This window comes from Bacillus sp. RK1064 (assembly GCF_051488405.1).
Classification (GTDB): domain Bacteria; phylum Bacillota; class Bacilli; order Bacillales; family Bacillaceae; genus Bacillus.
Genome location: NZ_JBPSCZ010000001.1, coordinates 2,264,811 through 2,287,813, shown reverse-complemented (window position 1 = coordinate 2,287,813; position 23,003 = coordinate 2,264,811). Strand labels below are relative to the sequence as shown.

The following is a 23,003-nucleotide window of genomic DNA, read 5'->3' as shown; positions in this document are numbered from 1 at the left end:
AGAAATGGTTAAGTTAGAAAGGGCGCACGGTGGATGCCTTGGCACTAGGAGCCGATGAAGGACGGGACGAACACCGATATGCTTCGGGGAGCTGTAAGCAAGCTTTGATCCGGAGATTTCCGAATGGGGAAACCCACTGCTCGTAATGGAGTAGTATCCATACTTGAATACATAGAGTATGAGAAGGCATACCCGGGGAACTGAAACATCTAAGTACCCGGAGGAAGAGAAAGCAAATGCGATTCCCTGAGTAGCGGCGAGCGAAACGGGAACAGCCCAAACCAAGAGGCTTGCCTCTTGGGGTTGTAGGACACTCTATACGGAGTTACAAAGGAATGATATAAGCGAAGAGGTCTGGAAAGGCCCGCCAAAGAAGGTAACAGCCCTGTAACTGAAATGTTGTTCTCTCCAGAGTGGATCCTGAGTACGGCGGAACACGTGAAATTCCGTCGGAATCCGGGAGGACCATCTCCCAAGGCTAAATACTCCCTAGTGACCGATAGTGAACCAGTACCGTGAGGGAAAGGTGAAAAGCACCCCGGAAGGGGAGTGAAATAGATCCTGAAACCGTGTGCCTACAAGTAGTCAGAGCCCGTTAATGGGTGATGGCGTGCCTTTTGTAGAATGAACCGGCGAGTTACGATCCCGTGCAAGGTTAAGCAGAAGATGCGGAGCCGCAGCGAAAGCGAGTCTGAATAGGGCGCATGAGTACGTGGTCGTAGACCCGAAACCAGGTGATCTACCCATGTCCAGGGTGAAGTTCAGGTAACACTGAATGGAGGCCCGAACCCACGCACGTTGAAAAGTGCGGGGATGAGGTGTGGGTAGGGGTGAAATGCCAATCGAACCTGGAGATAGCTGGTTCTCTCCGAAATAGCTTTAGGGCTAGCCTCAAGGTAAGAGTCTCGGAGGTAGAGCACTGATTGGACTAGGGGCCCCTACCGGGTTACCGAATTCAGTCAAACTCCGAATGCCGATGACTTATCCTTGGGAGTCAGACTGCGAGTGATAAGATCCGTAGTCGAAAGGGAAACAGCCCAGACCGCCAGCTAAGGTCCCAAAGTATACGTTAAGTGGAAAAGGATGTGGAGTTGCTTAGACAACCAGGATGTTGGCTTAGAAGCAGCCACCATTTAAAGAGTGCGTAATAGCTCACTGGTCGAGTGACTCTGCGCCGAAAATGTACCGGGGCTAAACGTATCACCGAAGCTGCGGACTGTTCTTACGAACAGTGGTAGGAGAGCGTTCTAAGTGCTGTGAAGTCAGACCGGAAGGACTGGTGGAGCGCTTAGAAGTGAGAATGCCGGTATGAGTAGCGAAAGACGGGTGAGAATCCCGTCCACCGAATGCCTAAGGTTTCCTGAGGAAGGCTCGTCCGCTCAGGGTTAGTCGGGACCTAAGCCGAGGCCGAAAGGCGTAGGCGATGGACAACAGGTTGATATTCCTGTACCACCTCCTCACCATTTGAGCAATGGGGGGACGCAGGAGGATAGGGTAAGCGCGGTATTGGATATCCGCGTCCAAGCAGTTAGGCTGGGAAATAGGCAAATCCGTTTCCCGTAAAGGCTGAGCTGTGATGGCGAGCGAAATTTAGTAGCGAAGTTCCTGATTCCACACTGCCAAGAAAAGCCTCTAGCGAGGTGAGAGGTGCCCGTACCGCAAACCGACACAGGTAGGCGAGGAGAGAATCCTAAGGTGATCGAGAGAACTCTCGTTAAGGAACTCGGCAAAATGACCCCGTAACTTCGGGAGAAGGGGTGCTTCTTAGGGTGTTAAAGCCCCGAGAAGCCGCAGTGAATAGGCCCAGGCGACTGTTTAGCAAAAACACAGGTCTCTGCGAAGCCGTAAGGCGAAGTATAGGGGCTGACGCCTGCCCGGTGCTGGAAGGTTAAGAGGAGCGCTTAGCGTAAGCGAAGGTGCGAATTGAAGCCCCAGTAAACGGCGGCCGTAACTATAACGGTCCTAAGGTAGCGAAATTCCTTGTCGGGTAAGTTCCGACCCGCACGAAAGGCGCAACGATCTGGGCACTGTCTCAACGAGAGACTCGGTGAAATTATAGTACCTGTGAAGATGCAGGTTACCCGCGACAGGACGGAAAGACCCCGTGGAGCTTTACTGCAGCCTGATATTGAATGTTGGTACAGCTTGTACAGGATAGGTAGGAGCCTTGGAAACCGGAGCGCTAGCTTCGGTGGAGGCATCGGTGGGATACTACCCTGGCTGTATTGACCTTCTAACCCGCTGCCCTTATCGGGCAGGGAGACAGTGTCAGGTGGGCAGTTTGACTGGGGCGGTCGCCTCCTAAAATGTAACGGAGGCGCCCAAAGGTTCCCTCAGAATGGTTGGAAATCATTCGCAGAGTGTAAAGGCACAAGGGAGCTTGACTGCGAGACCTACAAGTCGAGCAGGGACGAAAGTCGGGCTTAGTGATCCGGTGGTTCCGCATGGAAGGGCCATCGCTCAACGGATAAAAGCTACCCCGGGGATAACAGGCTTATCTCCCCCAAGAGTCCACATCGACGGGGAGGTTTGGCACCTCGATGTCGGCTCATCGCATCCTGGGGCTGTAGTCGGTCCCAAGGGTTGGGCTGTTCGCCCATTAAAGCGGTACGCGAGCTGGGTTCAGAACGTCGTGAGACAGTTCGGTCCCTATCCGTCGCGGGCGCAGGAAATTTGAGAGGAGCTGTCCTTAGTACGAGAGGACCGGGATGGACGCACCGCTGGTGTACCAGTTGTTCTGCCAAGGGCATCGCTGGGTAGCTATGTGCGGACGGGATAAGTGCTGAAAGCATCTAAGCATGAAGCCCCCCTCAAGATGAGATTTCCCATTCCGCAAGGAAGTAAGATCCCTGAAAGATGATCAGGTTGATAGGTCTGAGGTGGAAGCGTGGTGACACGTGGAGCTGACAGATACTAATAGATCGAGGACTTAACCTATATTCTAATGTGAAGCATGAACATTGTTATCTAGTTTTGAGAGAACATTCTCTCCATCAGGTTTGGTGGCGATAGCGAAGAGGTCACACCCGTTCCCATACCGAACACGGAAGTTAAGCTCTTCAGCGCCGATGGTAGTTGGGGGTCTCCCCCTGTGAGAGTAGGACGCCGCCAAGCTTTTCTAAGGATCAGTTCCATACGGAACTGGTCTTTTTTGTGTTTTCTTCTAACAGCATCATGATATAAGCTGGGAACTTCTCTTCGGAAATCTCCATGTAGCGTTCAATCATGACGTAATCATCACTAATGTATTGAGACAGCAGCTCGTACCACCATTCAGTTTCGTAGCGGGCAATCATACTGAGGTTATACATTAATAAGTAATGGCTGATGATCTCAGGAATTCCTAAAAATGAATCACGAGTTGACGGAATAAACCATTGATCCATTTCTAAATCATAATGAAGATGAGTAGCGAGCGCTGGATTTTCTTCTAGAGCTACATCAAACGTCAGCTTTTTGGCTTCTCTTTGCTTGAGTTTCCAACTTGTATGGAACTCAAAGTATTCAATAAAGCGTTCAGCAGACATGTTATAAAGCAATGGAATATGATCTTGAATCATCATCCCATTAACCTTTTCCACTTTAACTAATGTCGAGGGCTGCTTTTGAAACTCCAGAATATGACTCATTTCAGGTATCTTTGAAAGGAGATGAATCATCGTAAATCGCTCATCTTCAAGACCATTTAAATGAAATAGATGCTTTAACACATGCATGCATAGTCCATTTCGCTGAATTTTCACTTCATCTTCACTAAAGCGGTAATGCTGTTTCTTTCTCTTTCTCGATGTTACGCCATGGGCCAAAACAGAGGTTTGAGAAGGATAGTGAGGATCAACTGTCAGTAAACATGCCTTTAGCAACTGAGCCATTCCATAAAACAATAAAATCGGCTTCAGTTCGAGTGGAGCGATAGCTGCCTGTTCATAGAACGTATGGCCATGCTTTAAAAAGTAAATAAACCGTTCACAGTTTTTATAGGCTTGCTGGTTTGCATCTTGAATGCTTCGTTTCTCATATTGTTGATATAGAAACTTTTGGGAAGTTTCGAGTGAGTAAAAACGTTTTAAATCCTTCCATCCTGAACTTTTCATCTTCTTCCTCAACTCTCTTTATATTTTCTAAAAATTGCAACTGTTTGTTGCTTCCTTGACATGCTGTTTCCTAGTTGATAATCTACATATAATATTTTGCCGAAAAGAGGGGGATTTACTAATGTGGGAAAGTAAATTTTCAAAAGAAGGTTTGACGTTTGACGATGTTTTGCTTGTTCCAGCTAAGTCTGAAGTACTTCCGCGTGATGTCGATTTATCAGTTGAGTTAACAAGCACATTAAAACTAAACATTCCAATTATCAGTGCAGGAATGGACACGGTGACGGAATCACAAATGGCGATTGCAATGGCACGTCAAGGTGGTCTTGGTATCATTCATAAGAACATGTCTATTGAGCAACAAGCAGAACAAGTGGATAAAGTAAAACGTTCAGAGCGCGGCGTTATTACAAATCCATTCTTCTTAACACCTGAGCATCAAGTATTTGATGCAGAGCACCTAATGGGTAAATACCGTATTTCAGGTGTACCGATTGTAAATAACGAAGAAGATCAAAAGCTTGTTGGTATTATTACGAACCGTGACCTTCGTTTTATTTCGGATTATTCAATGAAGATTAGCGACGTGATGACAAAAGAGGAACTTGTGACAGCTTCTGTAGGTACGACGTTAGAAGAAGCTGAAAAAATCCTACAGCAATATAAAATTGAAAAATTACCTCTTTTAGATGACGAAGGAACGTTAAAAGGTCTCATCACCATCAAAGATATTGAAAAAGTGATCGAATTCCCTAACTCCTCTAAAGATGCACATGGCCGTTTAATTGTTGGTGCCGCTGTTGGTGTCACTGGCGATACAATGACTCGTGTGAGAAAATTAGTCGAAGCCAATGTTGATGTCGTTGTCATTGATACTGCACATGGTCATTCACAAGGTGTTCTAAACACTGTATCGAAAATCCGTGAAACGTATCCTTCTCTTAATATCATTGCTGGTAATGTTGCAACAGCCGAAGCAACTAAAGCATTATTTGAAGCAGGAGCAGATATTGTGAAAGTCGGTATCGGACCAGGGTCTATTTGTACAACACGTGTTGTTGCAGGTGTTGGTGTACCACAAATCACAGCAATCTATGACTGTGCAACAGAAGCAAGAAAACATGGTAAAGCTATTATTGCAGATGGTGGAATTAAATATTCAGGTGATATCGTAAAAGCTCTAGCATCTGGTGGACATGCTGTTATGCTTGGAAGCCTTCTAGCTGGTACATCTGAAAGCCCAGGAGACACAGAAATTTTCCAAGGTAGACGCTTCAAAGTTTATCGCGGTATGGGTTCAGTCGCTGCAATGGAAAAAGGAAGTAAAGATCGTTACTTCCAAGAAGATAATAAAAAATTCGTTCCAGAAGGTATTGAAGGCCGTACACCGTACAAAGGACCAGTCGTTGATACAGTGTATCAACTAGTTGGCGGTATCCGTTCTGGTATGGGCTATTGTGGAACACAGGACTTACGCGCACTTAGAGAAGACGCACAGTTCATTCGCATGACTGGTGCAGGACTTCGTGAGAGTCATCCACATGATGTACAAATTACAAAAGAATCACCAAACTACACAATTTCTTGATAAATTGTGACAATCAAATTACATTTGACAGGGTCTATGACTCTGTCTATTTTTTTTGTCTTTATTGTGATAAAATTTATACTGTTGTGTTGAAATAAGCCCTTGTGGATTAAATATATATGAAATACGTCGAAAAAAGATGAATACGGAGGTATGACGATTGAACAGCAAGATGTTGAAACAGCTTATGGTCTCTATCCTTGCACTGGCATTGATTGTGACAGCATTTACACCAATGTCCAAAGCAAAAGCAGCTGAAGATCCATTCAATGTGAATGCGAAAGCAGCGATCCTAATTGAAGCTTCTACAGGTAAAATTCTTTATAGTAAAAACGCAGAACAAAGACTGCCTATTGCAAGTATGGCAAAGATGATGACAGAGTATCTATTACTAGAGGCGATTGCTGAAGGCAAAGTGAAATGGGATCAAACGTATACGCCAGATGATTATGTATACGAAATTTCTCAGGACCGCAGTTTATCAAACGTTCCTTTGAGAAAAGATGGCTCGTATACAGTGAAAGAACTTTATCAAGCAACGGCTATTTATTCGGCAAATGCAGCAGCGATTGGCTTAGCAGAAGTGATCGCTGGATCAGAATCGAAGTTCGTTGAAAAAATGAACGCAAAAGCGAAAGAACTTGGTTTAACTAACTACAAATTCGTGAATGCAACTGGACTAGAAAATAAAGATTTACATGGCAAACAGCCAAAAGGTACAGGCCCTGATGAAGAAAGTGAAGTATCTGCGAAAGATATGGCATTGCTTGCACAGCATCTCATCAAAGACCATCCAGAAATTCTTGAAACATCAAGTATCGCGAAAACAAAGTTCAGAGAAGGCACAGACGATGAAATGGACATGCCTAACTGGAACTTCATGCTTAAAGGACTTGTGAAGGAATATGAAGGTGTAGACGGTCTGAAAACAGGCTCTACGGATTCAGCTGGTTCTAGCTTCACAGGTACCGCAAAACAAGGTGACATGCGTGTCATCGCTGTGATCTTGAATGCAAAAGGTAATCTTCATACAGCACGTTTCGACGTGGCGAAAAAACTGTTCGACTATGCATTTAAAAACTTCACGATGAAAGAAATGTACAAAAAAGGTCAACAGATCAAAGGACATGAAAACATCGAAGTCGATAAAGGCAAAGACAAAGAAGTACCTGTCGTCACGAAAGAAGCTTTCTCTGTGCCAGTAAAAAATGGCGACGAAAAGAGCTTTAAAGCAAAAGTAAATATCGAGAAAAAGAAACTAGAAGCTCCTATTAAAAAAGGAACGAAGGTTGGCATGCTGACGACTTCTTATTCTGGTGATGAGAAGGACTACGGCTATTTGAATAAAGATCAATCAGGTGTTGAGCTTATAACGAAAACAGGCGATGAAAAAGCAAACTGGTTCATCCTTGCAATGCGTAGTGTAGGTGGATTCTTCGCTGGCATTTGGGGCGGAATCGTTGACACAGTAAAAGGTTGGTTCTAATAAAAAACTGCTCTCTATGCATAGAGAGCAGTTTTTTTATCGTTAAAAGAAAAGTGATTGTTTTTGATTTTGAGGAGTGGACAAGGCTTGCTGAAAAATACCACATAACTTTTCCACGCCCTCGGTCAGTGCCTTTTCATTCACATAAGAAAAGCTGAGGCGGATATAGTTTTGCTTCGGCTCTCCAGGATAGCACACAGAGCCAGGCAGAAAGGTAATTTGCTGCTTACGTGCCTCATGCAGCAGTGCACGTGTATCGACCCAGGAAGGAAAGCTAAGCCATAAATTGAGCCCGCCCTGAGGGATTTGCCACGTCACATCTTTTGGTGCATGCTTCGTTAATACATCTATCATTAAATCACGTCTCACCTTCAAGGCGGTTCTCAGCTTTTTCGTATGATCAATCATCTTCTTCGAAGTCAGAAATGGCAGAATGGCTTTTTGTGTGAGAAGAGGGCTGCCTAAATCATTATTGGCCTTTGCAGCTAATAAACGATTAAATATCGAGCCTGAGGCGGTGATAATCCCAATTCTGCATCCTGGAGCCAGTGTTTTACTTAATCCTCGCAAATAAATGACGTGTCCATCATGATCAAGACTTTTGATAGGTGCTGGCGGCTTCTTTTCGAAATAAAGCTCACGATAAGGATCATCCTCTACAATGAGACAATCAATACTTTGAGCCAGTAAGAGAAGTTGTTTTCTGCGTTTCATTGACATACTGGCCCCTGTCGGACTGTGAAAAGTAGGAATCGTGTAGATGAGCTTTGGTTTATATTTATCACAAATGCTTTGAAGCTGCTTCATGTTCATGCCTTCATGATCAACAGGGACTGTAATAATTCTTGCCCCTCTGCCCATAAAGACATCAATGGCGCCTGGATAAGTCGGTGCTTCCATGACAACTACATCATCAGGACCGATAAACGCACGTGCGACCAAATCAAGCCCTTGCTGAGAACCACTAGTTACAAGGATATTTTCAGGAGTAGAAGGCACACCCAGCTTTTCTAAAAAAGACTGAATGACTTGCCTAAGCTGAAGATCCCCTTGAATTTCCCCATACTTCGACATGATTTGAGGATGTCTGGCTAGTACGTGCTGCATTTCTTTTTCTAAATACCGGTTTGGCAAAAGCCCTGGATCAATCATAGAGGAAGAAAGGTTGATCGCTTCTTCGACATAGTGATACTGAGCAAATTGAGACCGAGGTAAATAATCCGGAATGGATAACTGCCAATCAAAAGAGGTAGATGATGGAACCGGAATATCTGACTGCTTTTGCAGCTCATCCACAAACGTCCCTTTACCTTGCACAGTCGTTAAATATCCGTCGTCCTTCAGCCGTGTGTATGCCTTTGCTGCCGTGACAAGACTCACATTCAGCTGCTTTGCTAAATCACGTACAGTTGGCAGCTTATCTCCCTGCTGAAGCAAACCCGATTGGATATGATCAATGATCGAAAAGTAAATCTGATTCGAAAGAGATGTATCAGAATGTCGATGGATATCAATATGCATGAGAAACCTCCATTGAGTGCAAAATTGTTATACATGAATTTGAATTGTTATAGTTGCATTATAGCATGTAAATCACACTTCAAAGAAAAAACGACTTATTTTTAGCCAGAAATCGTTTATATACAAGGGTTTAGGCTTTTTTGTCGGCTGATTGAATTGTTATACTATTCTCTTTATTGTTATACTGTCTCGCTTGTATGATAAAGAGGTAAATCAATCGAATTGACAAATGGGAGGAAACTATTGTGAGCAATAAGGGAACTGAACGAGTGAAACGTGGAATGGCAGAAATGCAAAAGGGTGGCGTCATTATGGATGTCGTCAATGCTGAGCAGGCAAAGATCGCAGAAGAAGCAGGTGCGGTGGCAGTTATGGCACTAGAACGAGTACCAGCTGATATCCGTGCAGCCGGCGGTGTAGCCCGTATGGCAGACCCAAGAATCGTAGAGGAAGTACAAAATGCAGTAACGATTCCAGTCATGGCAAAAGCACGTATCGGCCACATTGTCGAGGCTCGTGTTCTTGAAGCACTTGGTGTTGATTATATCGATGAGAGTGAAGTGCTGACGCCCGCAGATGAGGAATTCCATTTAAATAAAAATGAATACACAGTACCTTTTGTCTGTGGTTGCCGTGACTTAGGTGAAGCAACCCGCCGTATCGCAGAAGGCGCTTCGATGCTTCGTACGAAAGGGGAACCTGGGACAGGCAACATTGTAGAAGCTGTCCGTCATATGAGAAAGGTCAATGCTCAGATTCGTAAAGTAGCAGCAATGAGTGAAGATGAACTGATGACAGAAGCCAAGAACCTAGGAGCACCTTATGAATTATTGCTTCAAATCAAAAAAGACGGAAAGCTCCCAGTTGTTAACTTTGCAGCTGGAGGCGTTGCGACACCAGCAGATGCTGCGTTAATGATGCAGCTTGGAGCAGACGGTGTATTTGTTGGATCTGGTATTTTTAAATCAGACAATCCGGCGAAATTTGCAAAAGCGATTGTTGAAGCAACGACTCACTTCACAGATTACCGTCTCATTGCAGAACTTTCAAAAGAGCTTGGAACAGCCATGAAAGGAATTGAAATCTCAAATCTACTGCCAGAAGAGCGTATGCAAGAGCGTGGCTGGTAATTAAGGGAGCGCAAACGAACATGCTAACAATTGGTGTACTAGGGCTTCAAGGAGCCGTGAGAGAGCATATTCAATCGATTGAAGCCTGCGATGCAGAAGGTAAGATCATTAAACGAGCAGAAGAGCTAGCATCCGTTGACGGTCTTATTATCCCTGGTGGAGAAAGCACGACGATGAGGAGACTCATGGATACGTACCAATTCATTGAACCGATTAAAGCGTTCGCTGCAGAAGGGAAACCGATTTTCGGGACATGTGCCGGTTTGATTATGCTCGCAAAACATATTGAAGATCGAGAAGATGCCCATCTTGGATTGTTAAATGTATCAGTTGCACGGAATTCATTTGGCAGACAGGTAGACAGCTTTGAAGCAGATATAGAAGTAAAAGGGCTGGATGCGCCGTTTACAGGGGTGTTCATCCGTGCGCCTCATATCATCAGCGCAGATGTGAGCGTAGAAATCATGGCTGAATATGATGGCAGGATTGTGATGGCGAAAGAAAACAATATCTTAGGCTGTTCTTTTCATCCAGAGCTGACAGACGATCACCGGTTAACACAGCTGTTTGTTGAAATGGTGAAGTCCTACAAAACGAAGCTCGCTGTATAAAACGGTTGAAAAGAGATAAAACTTATAGTACATTAAAATCACAATCAAAGATCGAAAAAGCGTTGACGGGAAATAGTAAGAAGCCCCTCTTTCTCAGAGAGCCGATGGTTGGTGCGAATCGGTGAAAGATGCAGTCTGAATCCATCCTTGAGCGAAATGCTGAAACACGAGAAGTAAGCATTTACGGTGATACCGTTACAGAGGAAAGAGGAAAGCATGCTTCTGCATGTTTTCAATCAGGGTGGCAACGCGAGAGCTCTCGTCCCTTTCATGGGATGAGGGCTCTTTTTATTTTTCGATAAAAAAAGGAGTGTTACACATGCTGGATATTAAACAACTGCGCACGGACTTTGATCAAATCAAAGAAAAATTAGCACACCGAGGCGAAGATTTAGCAGATTTTGATAAGTTTGGTGAACTGGATCAAAAAAGAAGAGAACTAATCGGGAAAACAGAAGAATTAAAGAGCCGAAGAAATGAAGTATCACAGCAAGTGGCCGTTCTAAAAAGAGAAAAGAAAGATGCCGATCACATTATTCAAGAAATGCGAGAGGTAGGAGATGAGATTAAAAAGCTGGATGATGAGCTAAGAACAGTAGAAGAAAGCTTGCAGCACATCCTCTTCTCTATTCCGAATATCCCTCATGACACTGTACCGGTTGGGGAAACAGAAGATGACAACGTGGAAGTGAGAAAATGGGGCGAACAGCCGGCCTTCTCATTTGAGCCAAAACCACATTGGGATGTAGCGGATGAGCTAAACATTCTTGATTTTGAACGCGCAGGAAAAGTCACAGGAAGCCGATTCGTTTTTTATAAAGGGCTTGGCGCACGCTTAGAGCGCGCACTATATAACTTTATGCTCGATCTACATGTCGATGAGTTTGGTTTTACTGAAGTGCTCCCACCTTACATGGTCAATAGAGCTAGCATGACAGGGACTGGGCAGCTTCCAAAATTCGAAGAGGATGCCTTTAAAATCCGTGAAGAAGATTATTTCCTCATTCCAACAGCTGAAGTACCTATTACTAACATGCACCGTGATGAAATTCTTGAAGGGGAACAGCTGCCAATCAATTATGCAGCATTCAGTGCTTGCTTTAGATCAGAGGCTGGATCTGCCGGAAGAGATACACGCGGACTCATCCGTCAGCATCAATTTAATAAGGTAGAGCTTGTGAAATTTGTTAGACCTGAAGATTCTTATGAAGAATTAGAGAAACTAACAAATCAAGCAGAAAAAGTCCTTCAGCTATTAAACCTGCCATACCGTGTCATGAGCATGTGTACGGGAGATTTAGGCTTCACGGCTGCGAAGAAATACGACATCGAAGTATGGATTCCGAGCCAAGATACGTATCGTGAAATTTCTTCTTGCAGTAACTTCGAAGCATTCCAAGCAAGACGCGCAAACATTCGATTCCGTCCAGAGCCTAAAGCGAAGCCAGAGCATGTCCACACGTTAAATGGATCTGGTTTAGCAGTAGGAAGAACCGTGGCGGCCATTTTAGAAAACTATCAACAAGAGGACGGCACAGTAATTATTCCTGAAGTACTGCGTCCTTATATGGGAAATAAAGAAGTGATGAAATAAGATGCCGCTATGGCATCTTATTTCTTTTTACCAAAAGTCCTACAGTTTTCCTAAATTTAGCCGATAAAAAAATAAAAGCTTCTAGGAAAGAAGGAATAACCTTGAATAGGCTTGACTATTATGTTGAAATGGCTCAATTAATTAGAAAAGTTCTAGATGAAAGTATTCTTTTCGGAATCACTGATACAGAGAAGGTGCTTTGTTACTACCCGTCTAACACAATAGATTTTGGCGTGAAAGTTGGGGACCTATTGAACCCAGAAGACCAAAACGTGGCGACGACATTAAGAGGACAAGAATATGATGGTCATTTACCAGAGTCTTTATATGGTTATGAAATTGCTGTAAAAGGTTACCCGATTTTTGATGAAGATAGAAAAGTAATTGGCTCTTTTTTAGTGGCATTTTCACATCATCGTGAAAAGAAACTAAGTGGTTATATGGAGCATATCAATGATGTAGCGAAAGAACTCCAAGGTGGAATCGAGCAAATTGCTGCGCATTCACAAGAGCTGGCTGCCACAAGTTTAGAAATAAGCGAACAGGCAGGAAGAGCGGAAGAGAAATCTGCAAATATTGAAGAAGTCGTCAAAACCATTGGCGGGATCGCTAGACAAACAAACTTGCTAGGTCTAAATGCTGCAATTGAAGCAGCAAGAGCAGGCGAGAATGGAAAAGGGTTTGCTGTCGTAGCTGATGAAGTTCGTAAATTATCAGATGGCTCAAAGGAAGCGGCAGAAACCATTAATACCTTCTTAAAGGAAATCCAAGACAGTATTAGCACTTTGTCTGAAAACATCTCACAAATCAGCAGCTCAACAAATGAACAAGCCAAACAAGTGACAGACTTTACGAAAATTATTGAATCATTAAATGAGTTTAAAGAAGAGATGAATCAGTTTATTGAAGAGATTAGACAGGATACAAAATAGATCAAGAGCAGCCGTTAATGGCTGCTTTTTTATGGGCAGATTCTCATACCAAAACAACTTATTGAAAATTTTTTCGAAAAGATGTTGACTTGAATTAAAATGATATGGTATATTAATTCTTGTCGATACGGAGGAATACCCAAGTCCGGCTGAAGGGATCGGTCTTGAAAACCGACAGGGGTGTCAAAGCCCGCGGGGGTTCGAATCCCTCTTCCTCCGCCATATTGATTTTTTACCTTAGTTGAATTGAAACGCAAGCATAAAAATTGGAATTGTCAAACCGCTGCATTCGCGAAATGCAGCGGTTTTTTTTATTTTGTTTTAGAGCGATTTTTTTGTATAACAGAAGCAATTTCATGAAGAATGGGTTCAAGTGAGCTTTCATCATGAAGTAAGTCGTAATCTTCAATGTTAATTTTAATCACTGGGCATAAATCGAATTGTTCGATCCATTCCGTATATCGAGTGTACATTTCTTCCCAATAGGCTCGATCAGTTTGAGTTTCCATCTCTCTGCCGCGTTCTTCAATACGATTCAAAATATGATCTAAATCCCCATGTAAATAGATGAGTACATCAGGGTGAGGGAAGTAAGGTGTCATCACCATCGCCTCGAATAGACTCGTATACGTTTCATAATCTACTTCAGACATCGTACCTTTGTCCGCATGCATTTTCGCGAAAATGCATGTGTCCTCATAAATTGAACGATCTTGCACATATCCTCCACCAGATTCAAAAATCCGCTTTTGCTCCTTAAAACGCTCGGCTAGGAAATAGACCTGTAAATGGAAGCTCCATCTTTGGAAATCTGAATAAAAGGGCTCTAAGTATGGGTTGTCATCTACCTTTTCAAGAGAGGTTTGAAAGCCTAGCTTGTCCGCTATCGTTTTAGTCATAGTGGATTTTCCGACACCAACAGTCCCGGCGATTGTGATCACTGCATCCTTTGGTATTTCGATATTGTTCATAGTACTTGCTCCTTTATGTTCTGTACAATTTGCTGGTAATCTTGCTGTGAGGAAACGAAGTCTGTATGATCTCCTTCAATTGTAATGATAGGAAGCCCTGGGTCAGTCTGTTTTAAATGTTCAATGGCCAGCTCATAATCTTCAATGAGTGTTTTTAAATAAGCTGGGTCGATGTCCTCTTCAAAAGAGCGTCCTCTCATCTGTATTCTTTCAAGTAAGGTAGGAAGGCTGGCTTTTATATAGATTATGGCATTTGGTTTAGGCAGATCATCTGTTAGTAGGTGATAGATCTTTCTGTATTTGTCCATGTGCTTTTTTGATAATGTTCTTTCTGCAAATATCATATTTTTATAGACATGATAATCAGTGACAATCGGCTGCTGTTGACTCACATAGTTTTCTTCAATAGATTCTAACTGTTTGACCCGATTGCATAAAAAGAACATCTCAAGCTGAAAGCTCCATTGTTCCATATCTTCATAAAATTTATCTAAGAATGGATTTTCTTCTACAATCTCTTTTACTAAAGGAAATTGAAATTCCTTCGCAAGCATTGTAGCCAAAGTTGTTTTTCCGGCTCCAATTGGGCCTTCCACTGCAATAAAAGGGGCAGGATACATAGGCGTTCTCCTCTATCTATAAAGTTGTCAAACCAATGTATATTGTACCATACCCCTTCCGAGAGATAGAGCGAATGGGTTACGATGTCGTTCTTTTTTCAATATTAAATTGATCTGATAATAAGAGCCAATTTTGTGGGAAGGATAGACCTAATTTCCAATAAGCAATTCCGTTCAAGTTTAACTCTTTGATGAGATTGAACTTTGCTTGAATCGATCTAGCGTCTTCGAACCATACCTCATGCTCTTTATTAGTGGCATCTGTGTAACGAAAATAAGGTGCTTGTGCTGTTTCGTCGTATAGAATGGAGGCATTATTATTTCTAGCAATGGCAATCGCTTGTTGAGGACTGACGGCTTTAGCAATGGGGCCGCCCTGGACGTAAGGAAGCGTCCAATCATAGCCATATAAATTCTGCCCCATAACAATTTTATTGGCCGGCATGACGGTCAGTGCATATTCAATGACTTGGCGGACAGGTCCAATGGGAGAGACAGCTTGCGCAGGGCCGCCGCTGTATCCCCATTCATAGGTCATTAACACAACATGATCGACGATCTTCCCAATGGCTTCATAGTCATGAGCTTCATACCATTTTCCCTTTTGCTGACTGCTTGTTTTAGGGGCAAGTGCAACAGAAATTGTCCATCCTTCTTGATGGAAGCGGGTTGTTGCCTCTCTTAAAAATTGAATGTAGGCATCTTTATCAGCGGGACGTAAATATTCAAAATCAAAATGGATTTCTTTTAATTGATACTTTTTAGCAACACGAACGATTTCATTTAAAAATGTGGCTTTGACAGATTGATTATTCAAAAGAATTCGCCCAAGTTCATCACTGAATTTATCATTCTCTAGGTTTGTCACTACCATGGATAAAACGGTTCTGCTCTGAGCGGCTATTTGAGGTAGCTGATCTAACGGTGGTTCTTTCAGTGTTCCGTCTCTTTGTGCTTGGAAACTAAAGGCGCCTAAATGGGTTAAATATGGAGAGGCCTCTCTAGCTGCTTGTTTTAAGTTTTCACTGACTTGATTTCCCCTTGGTTCAATGTAAGCATTCGAATTAATGTTCCTTTTCGGTCTTTGAGGAATATAGAGCAAGAAGCGAATAGGTAGTATCGCTTCAGGCCGAATTCTATTCACACGTGCCAACTCCTCCACTGAAATTCGAAATCGTCTTCCAATTTGATAAAGTGTGTCATTTTGTTTGACCTCATAAAATTGTCCTCTAATTGGAATGACAATTGTTTGTCCAATGACAAGTTGATTTGGTGTTTCAATATCGTTGGTACGGATGATTTCATTGACTGTTGTTTTAAAGCGCATGGCAATTTCGTTTAAAGTATCTCCTCTTTTGACAATATAAATTTGAATAGTCAACGCCCCCTTTGTTATTGCTAACAATTTATGAGGGTTATGGATAAATCATGTTTGATTTTCATTCGTGATCTCTTTAGCAGTGGTGATTTTTGCTAGTAGAACGTTCTCCATCATCGTTAAAGCATATTCGTTATCTCTGTCGTCATTTGATGCGATACAATCTTTAGGTACAATTAGATTGTATTCTCGCATGTATGCGTCATTTGCAGTGAACAGAACGCAAATGTTTCCTGCAATCCCAGTCAAAATGATGTCTTGTACACCTAATTCATTTAAGAGTGTCTCTAGTGCAGTTCCATAGAAGGCAGAATGCTTCGGTTTAATTAAGAAGTAATCATCTTTAGATGGTGCCATTTTCTCTAAAATAGGGGCGCTTCTTTCGTTTTTGCATGTTTCCATCACAGCTTGAATATCAGCCTTCCAGAGACCGTAGTGGTCGTTGATATAGATGATTGGCCAATTTTCCTTGAAAGCATGATCTTTAAGAGCTAAAATCTTATTGGTCATTTGCTCTGTTTTATTAGCGAGCACATGTCCCATTTCAAAATCAAAATTATTAATTATGTCGATAATAAGCAGTGCCTTTTGGTGCTTTGACAAAGTAAGACCCCCTTTAAAAGATTGTGCTAATATGTTAACCTCAATATCCTTTTAAAAAACATGAAAAGAGAGCCGTGCTATGACGAGAGATGAACAGTTTATGCAAGAAGCTATTTCTGAAGCCTTAAAAGCAGAACAAATAGGAGAAGTACCAATCGGTGCCATCATCGTTGTTGATGACCAAATTGTGAGCCGCGCTCATAATTTAAGGGAAACAGAGCAGCGTTCAATTGCACATGCAGAATTACTTGCTATTGATGAAGCGTGTAAAACGACTGGAAGCTGGCGTTTAGAAGATGCTGTACTTTATGTGACGCTTGAACCGTGTCCTATGTGTGCGGGAGCGATTGTCCTTTCTAGAGTGAAAAAGGTCGTTTTCGGTGCATACGATCCAAAAGGTGGATGTGCAGGTACTTTAATGAATTTACTGGATGATGAACGGTTCAATCATCAGTCTGAAGTCATTGGTGGTGTACTTGAAAAAGAGTGCGGTGAGCTGTTAAGTCAGTTCTTCCGAAATCTCCGTCAGCGAAAGAAACAAGCCAAAAGTAAATGAATGGATGTCGTTTGCAATTTCAGCTATAAGAAGGTATACTTATGTCTGCGTCACTAACAATTTAATATTCATTTTGCCGTGCTAAGCGGGGAGGTAGCGGTGCCCTGTACTCGCAATCCGCTCTAGCGAGGCCGAATCCCTTCTCAAGGTTCGTTTACTTCAAGGTCTGCCTTAAATAAGTGGTGTTGACGTCTGGGTCCTGCGCAATGGGAATTCATGAACCATGTCAGGTCCGGAAGGAAGCAGCATTAAGTGAAACCTCTCATGTGCCGCAGGGTTGCCTGGGCCGAGCTAACTGTTTAAGTAACGCTTGGGGTAGCGAATCGACAGAAGGTGCACGGTAAATCAATATTAAATGTAACTCATCTAGTTAATCTAGGTGAGTTTTTTGTTGCTGTTTAAAGAATAGCTCAGCTGCTTTGTTTATACAAATAGGCAAAAAACCTTTTTAGAGTCTTTTTGTTTTTTCATTAATCACAATAGGAACAAAAGTTCTCCATGGTGTTGCAGAACAATTCGAAAATCTAGAAAACACGTTTTTGATTCATAAAAAGTAGAAAATCTATAGTTGAAATCATCATTTTCGCTTATTAGAAAATAAAGGTGTGCTTTTGAATTGATCGGTGCATCATGTATAATGAAAATGATGATAAATGGAGGAGGGCGTATTTGTGAGTTATCAAGCTTTATATCGAGTGTTCAGACCTCAAGTTTTTGAGGATGTTGTTGGACAAGAACACATCACAAAAACGTTGCAAAATGCCCTTTTGCAGAAGAAGTTTTCTCATGCTTACTTATTTTCAGGTCCTAGAGGGACAGGTAAAACAAGTGCTGCCAAAATCTTTGCGAAGGCAGTGAACTGTGAAAAGTCACCTGTGAGTGAACCTTGTAATGAATGTGATGCCTGTAAAGGGATTACAAACGGCTCGATTTCAGACGTGATTGAAATAGATGCTGCCTCAAACAACGGGGTTGATGAAATCCGTGATATACGTGATAAAGTGAAATTTGCTCCTTCGGCGGTTACATATAAGGTTTATATTATAGATGAAGTACATATGCTCTCTATCGGGGCTTTTAATGCCCTCCTTAAAACGTTAGAGGAGCCGCCTGCTCATTGTATCTTTATTTTGGCTACCACAGAGCCTCATAAGATTCCTCTTACCATCATATCCCGTTGTCAGAGATTTGATTTTAAACGAATCACGACAAAAGATATTGTTGGAAGAATGAAGAAAATTGTAGATGCAGAAAGCCTAAATGTACAAGAGGGCTCGCTCGAGATTATCGCTAGTGCAGCAGATGGCGGTATGCGTGATGCACTAAGCCTCTTAGATCAAGCGATCTCATTTAGTGGTGAGCAGCTGACAATTGATGATGCGCTGCTCATTACAGGAGCTGTTTCTCAGCATTTCATTAGTCAGCTAGCCGAAGCAATTTTTGATCAAAATATTGCTGTAGCGTTAGATACCTTAAATGAATTACTTCAGCAGGGGAAAGATGCTGCTAAATTAATAGAGGACATGATCTTTTACTTTAGAGATATGCTGCTTTATAAAACGGCACCGGATCTGGAGGGGGTCCTTGAAAAGGTAAAGGTCGATGAAAATTTCGTGACGCTTTCGGATCGTGTGACACCTCAATTTCTATATGAAACAATTGAAGTGCTGAATAAAAGCCACCAAGAAATGAAATGGACGAATCATCCAAGGATTTTCTTTGAGGTAGCTGTTGTCAAGCTATGTCAATCAACGGCTGGAATAACACAAGCTCATGCTAACGCTGATTTAACGGCGCTAACGGATAAAATAGACAGGTTGGAACAGGAGCTATCGAGGATAAGAGCTGAGGGTGTGCCAATGTCTCATTCTCATCATCCTCAAGAAAAAAAGGAAGCACCTCGACCACAAACGAGTAACAAAAATGGATACCGTGCACCTGTCGGCCGAATTCACGAGATTCTAAAAGAAGCAAAACGTCCAGAGTTAGAAAAAATTAAAGGCAAATGGGGAGAACTCCTTGCCCACTTGAAACAGCAGAATAAGGTGTCTCACGCTGCACTATTAACGGATAGTGAACCAGTTGCTGCTGCTTCTCATGCCTTTGTTTTAAAATTCAAGTTTGAAATACACTGTAAAATGGTTGCCGAAGATAAAAGCGGTGTTCGAACCAACCTTGAGCAGCTATTAGAGTCTATGTTAGGAAAAAGAGTGGAATTAGTTGGCGTTCCTGACGCTCAATGGGGTAAAATAAGAGAAGAATTTTTAAGAGATCATCAGCCGGATGAACAGGCAGATGGTCAGGGGACTTCTGCTGAAGAGGATCCATTGATTGCAGAAGCAAAGAAGTTAGTAGGAAACGATTTAATTGAAATTAAAGATTAATAAAAATGAAAGAGAGTGGTTTTCATATGCGCGGTGGAATGGGAAATATGCAAAAAATGATGAAACAAATGCAAAAAATGCAAAAGGATATGGCTAAGGCTCAAGAAGAGCTTGCTGAAAAAGTCCTTGAAGGTACAGCGGGTGGCGGTATGGTCACTGTAAAAGTAAATGGACAAAAAGAAGTTGTTGATGTAGCAATCAATGAAGAAGTTGTTGATCCAGAAGATATCGATATGCTTCAAGATCTTGTACTTGCAGCAACAAACGACGCATTGAAAAAAGTCGATGAGTTAACGAATGAAACAATGGGTCAATTCACAAAAGGAATGAACATGCCAGGTTTATTCTAGGAGGAATAACTGAAGATGCAATATCCTGAACCAATATCAAAGCTGATTGACAGCTTTATGAAATTGCCAGGAATCGGACCGAAAACTGCGGTTCGTCTGGCTTTTTTTGTTCTTAGTATGCAGGAAGATGTCGTACTAGATTTCGCGAAAGCGCTTGTTAATGCAAAGCGTAATTTAACTTATTGTTCGGTATGCGGCCATATCACAGACCAAGATCCTTGCTATATTTGTGAAGATACAAGAAGAGATCAATCTGTTATCTGTGTAGTGCAAGACCCAAAAGATGTGATCGCAATGGAAAAGATGAAAGAATACAACGGCTTATACCATGTGCTTCATGGTGCCATTTCACCGATGGACGGAATTGGCCCAGAGGATATTAAAATTCCTGACCTGTTAAAAAGATTGCAAGACGATCAAGTGACAGAGGTGATCCTTGCAACCAATCCAAACATTGAAGGAGAGGCTACAGCCATGTATATCTCTAGACTGTTGAAACCATCAGGAATTAAACTCTCTCGCATTGCTCACGGACTTCCAGTAGGTGGAGACTTAGAGTATGCGGATGAAGTCACACTGTCTAAAGCTCTAGAAGGCAGACGTGAGATGTAGGAAGGAGAAGTACGGTACATGGGTTTTCTTCGCAGAAAATCAATTCGAAAAGAATTCGATGAGAAATTAATTCAACAGCTTTTTAAGCAAAAGGAAGAATGGAACAGACAAAAAAAGCTTGTCGCAAATAGCGTTGAGCCTTCACCGGACATTCTATTCGAATTAAAGCTTGCTCAAGCGAAGTACTTTTTCTATCTAAGAGAAGCGAAAAAAAGGAATTTACGTTTAAACAACTGGAGATAGCAGGTCTATTTTACATAGTCCTCTCATATGCTTGTACTATTCATATGAAGAGGAGATGAGAGGATTATGGAACCTGTTATTGTGATCGGGTCAATTTTGCTAGCTGTACTATTGTTGTTTATGTCAGGTGTTCAAGCGAACCCCTTCAAATGGTTAGGGCTGATCGGAGTAAAGTTTGTGGCAGGTGCTCTTTTTTTATTTTGCCTCAATCTATTTGGAGAGAGTCTAGGATTACATGTCTCTATTAACCCTGTAACGAGTGGAATCAGTGGTTTATTGGGCATCCCAGGCGTAGCAGCTTTAGTCGTAATTGAAAAATTTATTATTTAATGAGAAATATTGTTGACTTTGATCCTGTATGGTGGTAAATTAATATACGTCGCTGATGACGAAGAAACGAAAAAACATTATAACAAAAAAATTGTTGACATTAACAATTTAAATGTGGTATGATGTTCTGGTCGCTTCTGAAGCGGTAAACAAGTTCTTTGAAAACTAAACAAGACAAAACGTACCTGTTAATTCGAGTTTTTATAAAAAAATCCTATGAAACATCATAGGTAGTCAGTCAAACGCTGACGAAAAACAAAACTTCGGTTTTGTACTTTTTCGGAGAGTTTGATCCTGGCTCAGGACGAACGCTGGCGGCGTGCCTAATACATGCAAGTCGAGCGGACAGAAGGGAGCTTGCTCCCGGATGTTAGCGGCGGACGGGTGAGTAACACGTGGGTAACCTGCCTGTAAGACTGGGATAACTCCGGGAAACCGGAGCTAATACCGGATAGTTCCTTGAACCGCATGGTTCAAGGATGAAAGACGGTTTCGGCTGTCACTTACAGATGGACCCGCGGCGCATTAGCTAGTTGGTGGGGTAATGGCTCACCAAGGCGACGATGCGTAGCCGACCTGAGAGGGTGATCGGCCACACTGGGACTGAGACACGGCCCAGACTCCTACGGGAGGCAGCAGTAGGGAATCTTCCGCAATGGACGAAAGTCTGACGGAGCAACGCCGCGTGAGTGATGAAGGTTTTCGGATCGTAAAGCTCTGTTGTTAGGGAAGAACAAGTGCGAGAGTAACTGCTCGCACCTTGACGGTACCTAACCAGAAAGCCACGGCTAACTACGTGCCAGCAGCCGCGGTAATACGTAGGTGGCAAGCGTTGTCCGGAATTATTGGGCGTAAAGGGCTCGCAGGCGGTTTCTTAAGTCTGATGTGAAAGCCCCCGGCTCAACCGGGGAGGGTCATTGGAAACTGGGAAACTTGAGTGCAGAAGAGGAGAGTGGAATTCCACGTGTAGCGGTGAAATGCGTAGAGATGTGGAGGAACACCAGTGGCGAAGGCGACTCTCTGGTCTGTAACTGACGCTGAGGAGCGAAAGCGTGGGGAGCGAACAGGATTAGATACCCTGGTAGTCCACGCCGTAAACGATGAGTGCTAAGTGTTAGGGGGTTTCCGCCCCTTAGTGCTGCAGCTAACGCATTAAGCACTCCGCCTGGGGAGTACGGTCGCAAGACTGAAACTCAAAGGAATTGACGGGGGCCCGCACAAGCGGTGGAGCATGTGGTTTAATTCGAAGCAACGCGAAGAACCTTACCAGGTCTTGACATCCTCTGACAACCCTAGAGATAGGGCTTTCCCTTCGGGGACAGAGTGACAGGTGGTGCATGGTTGTCGTCAGCTCGTGTCGTGAGATGTTGGGTTAAGTCCCGCAACGAGCGCAACCCTTGATCTTAGTTGCCAGCATTTAGTTGGGCACTCTAAGGTGACTGCCGGTGACAAACCGGAGGAAGGTGGGGATGACGTCAAATCATCATGCCCCTTATGACCTGGGCTACACACGTGCTACAATGGACAGAACAAAGGGCTGCGAGACCGCAAGGTTTAGCCAATCCCATAAATCTGTTCTCAGTTCGGATCGCAGTCTGCAACTCGACTGCGTGAAGCTGGAATCGCTAGTAATCGCGGATCAGCATGCCGCGGTGAATACGTTCCCGGGCCTTGTACACACCGCCCGTCACACCACGAGAGTTTGCAACACCCGAAGTCGGTGAGGTAACCTTTATGGAGCCAGCCGCCGAAGGTGGGGCAGATGATTGGGGTGAAGTCGTAACAAGGTAGCCGTATCGGAAGGTGCGGCTGGATCACCTCCTTTCTAAGGATATATGGAGCAGTGTGCGTTTTCGTCTTGTTTAGTTTTGAAGGAACTTGCAAAAGATCCTACAATATCATATCTTCGATATGAAAGATGGGCCTGTAGCTCAGCTGGTTAGAGCGCACGCCTGATAAGCGTGAGGTCGGTGGTTCGAGTCCACTCAGGCCCACCATCT

The 23,003-nt window shown here is 43.1% G+C and carries 17 protein-coding genes, 2 tRNA genes, 3 rRNA genes, 1 other RNA gene, 1 pseudogene and 1 other annotated feature; of the genes and pseudogenes, 18 read left to right on the top strand and 6 right to left on the bottom strand.

Features of this window, described 5'->3' with window-relative positions; translation table 11 throughout:
* The first annotated feature begins 6 nt into the window (after positions 1-6).
* Both ACSSTM_RS11740 and rrf read left to right on the top strand, forming a co-directional pair.
* A 23S ribosomal RNA gene (locus tag ACSSTM_RS11740) occupies positions 7-2,937 on the top strand.
* 61 nt (positions 2,938-2,998) lie between these two features.
* Positions 2,999-3,114: ribosomal RNA gene (gene rrf, locus ACSSTM_RS11735) — 5S ribosomal RNA — on the top strand.
* Positions 3,115-3,125: 11 nt separating this feature from the next.
* Here rrf and ACSSTM_RS11730 read toward each other — a convergent pair.
* Entirely contained in the window at positions 3,126-4,094 is a 969-nt protein-coding gene (locus ACSSTM_RS11730; RefSeq protein ID WP_420735213.1) for a YaaC family protein, read from the bottom strand.
* A 121-nt stretch (positions 4,095-4,215) separates the two neighbouring features.
* Between ACSSTM_RS11730 and guaB the strand changes: the two genes are divergently transcribed.
* Entirely contained in the window at positions 4,216-5,682 is a 1,467-nt protein-coding gene (guaB, locus tag ACSSTM_RS11725; protein ID WP_066031457.1) for an IMP dehydrogenase, read from the top strand.
* Between the two features lie 160 nt (positions 5,683-5,842).
* Positions 5,843-7,168: a D-alanyl-D-alanine carboxypeptidase family protein gene (locus ACSSTM_RS11720; RefSeq protein ID WP_034666113.1), complete on the top strand. Its 1,326-nt coding sequence runs from the start codon at positions 5,843-5,845 to the stop codon at positions 7,166-7,168.
* Between the two features lie 42 nt (positions 7,169-7,210).
* On the opposite strand, the gene ACSSTM_RS11715 is transcribed toward ACSSTM_RS11720, so the two are convergent.
* Positions 7,211-8,689 (bottom strand): PLP-dependent aminotransferase family protein, encoded by a 1,479-nt coding sequence (locus ACSSTM_RS11715; RefSeq protein ID WP_034666110.1) that lies wholly within the window; start codon positions 8,687-8,689, stop codon positions 7,211-7,213.
* 245 nt (positions 8,690-8,934) lie between these two features.
* On the opposite strand from ACSSTM_RS11715, the gene pdxS reads away from it, so the two are divergent.
* From pdxS to ACSSTM_RS11690, 5 genes and pseudogenes are all read left to right on the top strand, one after another.
* Positions 8,935-9,819 (top strand): pyridoxal 5'-phosphate synthase lyase subunit PdxS, encoded by an 885-nt coding sequence (pdxS, locus tag ACSSTM_RS11710; protein WP_034666107.1) that lies wholly within the window; start codon positions 8,935-8,937, stop codon positions 9,817-9,819.
* Between the two features lie 20 nt (positions 9,820-9,839).
* Entirely contained in the window at positions 9,840-10,430 is a 591-nt protein-coding gene (gene pdxT, locus ACSSTM_RS11705; RefSeq protein ID WP_095286291.1) for a pyridoxal 5'-phosphate synthase glutaminase subunit PdxT, read from the top strand.
* Between the two features lie 53 nt (positions 10,431-10,483).
* Positions 10,484-10,700, top strand: a binding site (T-box leader).
* A 49-nt stretch (positions 10,701-10,749) separates the two neighbouring features.
* On the top strand, positions 10,750-12,024 hold the full coding sequence (gene serS / locus ACSSTM_RS11700; RefSeq protein WP_060595637.1) for a serine--tRNA ligase: 1,275 nt from the start codon (positions 10,750-10,752) through the stop codon (positions 12,022-12,024).
* A 599-nt stretch (positions 12,025-12,623) separates the two neighbouring features.
* Positions 12,624-12,956: pseudogene (locus ACSSTM_RS11695) on the top strand (methyl-accepting chemotaxis protein); the annotation flags it as partial.
* Positions 12,957-13,085: 129 nt separating this feature from the next.
* Positions 13,086-13,178: transfer RNA gene (locus tag ACSSTM_RS11690), tRNA-Ser, on the top strand.
* An 89-nt stretch (positions 13,179-13,267) separates the two neighbouring features.
* On the opposite strand, the gene ACSSTM_RS11685 is transcribed toward ACSSTM_RS11690, so the two are convergent.
* The 4 genes from ACSSTM_RS11685 to ACSSTM_RS11670 form a co-directional block, all read right to left on the bottom strand.
* Positions 13,268-13,927 (bottom strand): deoxynucleoside kinase, encoded by a 660-nt coding sequence (locus ACSSTM_RS11685; protein ID WP_437404180.1) that lies wholly within the window; start codon positions 13,925-13,927, stop codon positions 13,268-13,270.
* Complete coding sequence (locus ACSSTM_RS11680) at positions 13,924-14,547, bottom strand: deoxynucleoside kinase (protein WP_034666096.1); 624 nt, start codon at positions 14,545-14,547, stop codon at positions 13,924-13,926. Before ACSSTM_RS11680 ends, ACSSTM_RS11685 begins: the two co-directional genes overlap by 4 nt.
* A gap of 79 nt (positions 14,548-14,626) precedes the next feature.
* The gene (locus ACSSTM_RS11675) at positions 14,627-15,910 is read right to left on the bottom strand and encodes a glycosyl hydrolase family 18 protein (protein ID WP_437404293.1); all 1,284 of its coding nucleotides are present in this window, start codon (positions 15,908-15,910) and stop codon (positions 14,627-14,629) included.
* 63 nt (positions 15,911-15,973) lie between these two features.
* Positions 15,974-16,528 carry an isochorismatase family cysteine hydrolase gene (locus tag ACSSTM_RS11670; RefSeq protein WP_106038600.1) on the bottom strand — a complete coding sequence of 185 codons (555 nt, stop codon included), beginning with the start codon at positions 16,526-16,528 and terminating at the stop codon, positions 15,974-15,976.
* A gap of 79 nt (positions 16,529-16,607) precedes the next feature.
* On the opposite strand from ACSSTM_RS11670, the gene tadA reads away from it, so the two are divergent.
* The 9 genes from tadA (at position 16,608) to ACSSTM_RS11625 (ending at position 23,000) form a co-directional block, all read left to right on the top strand.
* Positions 16,608-17,084 carry a tRNA adenosine(34) deaminase TadA gene (tadA, locus tag ACSSTM_RS11665; protein ID WP_095286296.1) on the top strand — a complete coding sequence of 159 codons (477 nt, stop codon included), beginning with the start codon at positions 16,608-16,610 and terminating at the stop codon, positions 17,082-17,084.
* Between the two features lie 76 nt (positions 17,085-17,160).
* Positions 17,161-17,425: signal recognition particle sRNA large type (gene ffs / locus ACSSTM_RS11660), an RNA gene on the top strand.
* A 330-nt stretch (positions 17,426-17,755) separates the two neighbouring features.
* Entirely contained in the window at positions 17,756-19,468 is a 1,713-nt protein-coding gene (dnaX, locus tag ACSSTM_RS11655) for a DNA polymerase III subunit gamma/tau (RefSeq protein WP_034666087.1), read from the top strand.
* A gap of 26 nt (positions 19,469-19,494) precedes the next feature.
* Positions 19,495-19,818 carry a YbaB/EbfC family nucleoid-associated protein gene (locus ACSSTM_RS11650; RefSeq protein ID WP_008342011.1) on the top strand — a complete coding sequence of 108 codons (324 nt, stop codon included), beginning with the start codon at positions 19,495-19,497 and terminating at the stop codon, positions 19,816-19,818.
* A gap of 15 nt (positions 19,819-19,833) precedes the next feature.
* The gene (gene recR, locus ACSSTM_RS11645) at positions 19,834-20,430 is read left to right on the top strand and encodes a recombination protein RecR (RefSeq protein ID WP_003218094.1); all 597 of its coding nucleotides are present in this window, start codon (positions 19,834-19,836) and stop codon (positions 20,428-20,430) included.
* Between the two features lie 18 nt (positions 20,431-20,448).
* Positions 20,449-20,673 (top strand): YaaL family protein, encoded by a 225-nt coding sequence (locus tag ACSSTM_RS11640; protein WP_003218088.1) that lies wholly within the window; start codon positions 20,449-20,451, stop codon positions 20,671-20,673.
* A 66-nt stretch (positions 20,674-20,739) separates the two neighbouring features.
* Positions 20,740-21,003 carry a pro-sigmaK processing inhibitor BofA family protein gene (locus tag ACSSTM_RS11635; RefSeq protein WP_008342006.1) on the top strand — a complete coding sequence of 88 codons (264 nt, stop codon included), beginning with the start codon at positions 20,740-20,742 and terminating at the stop codon, positions 21,001-21,003.
* Between the two features lie 276 nt (positions 21,004-21,279).
* Positions 21,280-22,828: ribosomal RNA gene (locus ACSSTM_RS11630) — 16S ribosomal RNA — on the top strand.
* 95 nt (positions 22,829-22,923) lie between these two features.
* Positions 22,924-23,000: transfer RNA gene (locus ACSSTM_RS11625), tRNA-Ile, on the top strand.
* Positions 23,001-23,003: the final 3 nt, after the last annotated feature.

Coding starts and splice junctions, on each gene's coding strand:
- ACSSTM_RS11730 (WP_420735213.1), bottom strand. CDS start 4,094: ATGAAAAGTTCAGGATGGAAGGATTTAAAACGTTTTTACTCACTCGAA.
- guaB (WP_066031457.1), top strand. CDS start 4,216: ATGTGGGAAAGTAAATTTTCAAAAGAAGGTTTGACGTTTGACGATGTT.
- ACSSTM_RS11715 (WP_034666110.1), bottom strand. CDS start 8,689: ATGCATATTGATATCCATCGACATTCTGATACATCTCTTTCGAATCAG.
- pdxT (WP_095286291.1), top strand. CDS start 9,840: ATGCTAACAATTGGTGTACTAGGGCTTCAAGGAGCCGTGAGAGAGCAT.
- serS (WP_060595637.1), top strand. CDS start 10,750: ATGCTGGATATTAAACAACTGCGCACGGACTTTGATCAAATCAAAGAA.
- ACSSTM_RS11685 (WP_437404180.1), bottom strand. CDS start 13,927: ATGAACAATATCGAAATACCAAAGGATGCAGTGATCACAATCGCCGGG.
- ACSSTM_RS11680 (WP_034666096.1), bottom strand. CDS start 14,547: ATGTATCCTGCCCCTTTTATTGCAGTGGAAGGCCCAATTGGAGCCGGA.
- tadA (WP_095286296.1), top strand. CDS start 16,608: ATGACGAGAGATGAACAGTTTATGCAAGAAGCTATTTCTGAAGCCTTA.
- ACSSTM_RS11650 (WP_008342011.1), top strand. CDS start 19,495: ATGCGCGGTGGAATGGGAAATATGCAAAAAATGATGAAACAAATGCAA.
- recR (WP_003218094.1), top strand. CDS start 19,834: ATGCAATATCCTGAACCAATATCAAAGCTGATTGACAGCTTTATGAAA.
- ACSSTM_RS11640 (WP_003218088.1), top strand. CDS start 20,449: ATGGGTTTTCTTCGCAGAAAATCAATTCGAAAAGAATTCGATGAGAAA.
- ACSSTM_RS11635 (WP_008342006.1), top strand. CDS start 20,740: ATGGAACCTGTTATTGTGATCGGGTCAATTTTGCTAGCTGTACTATTG.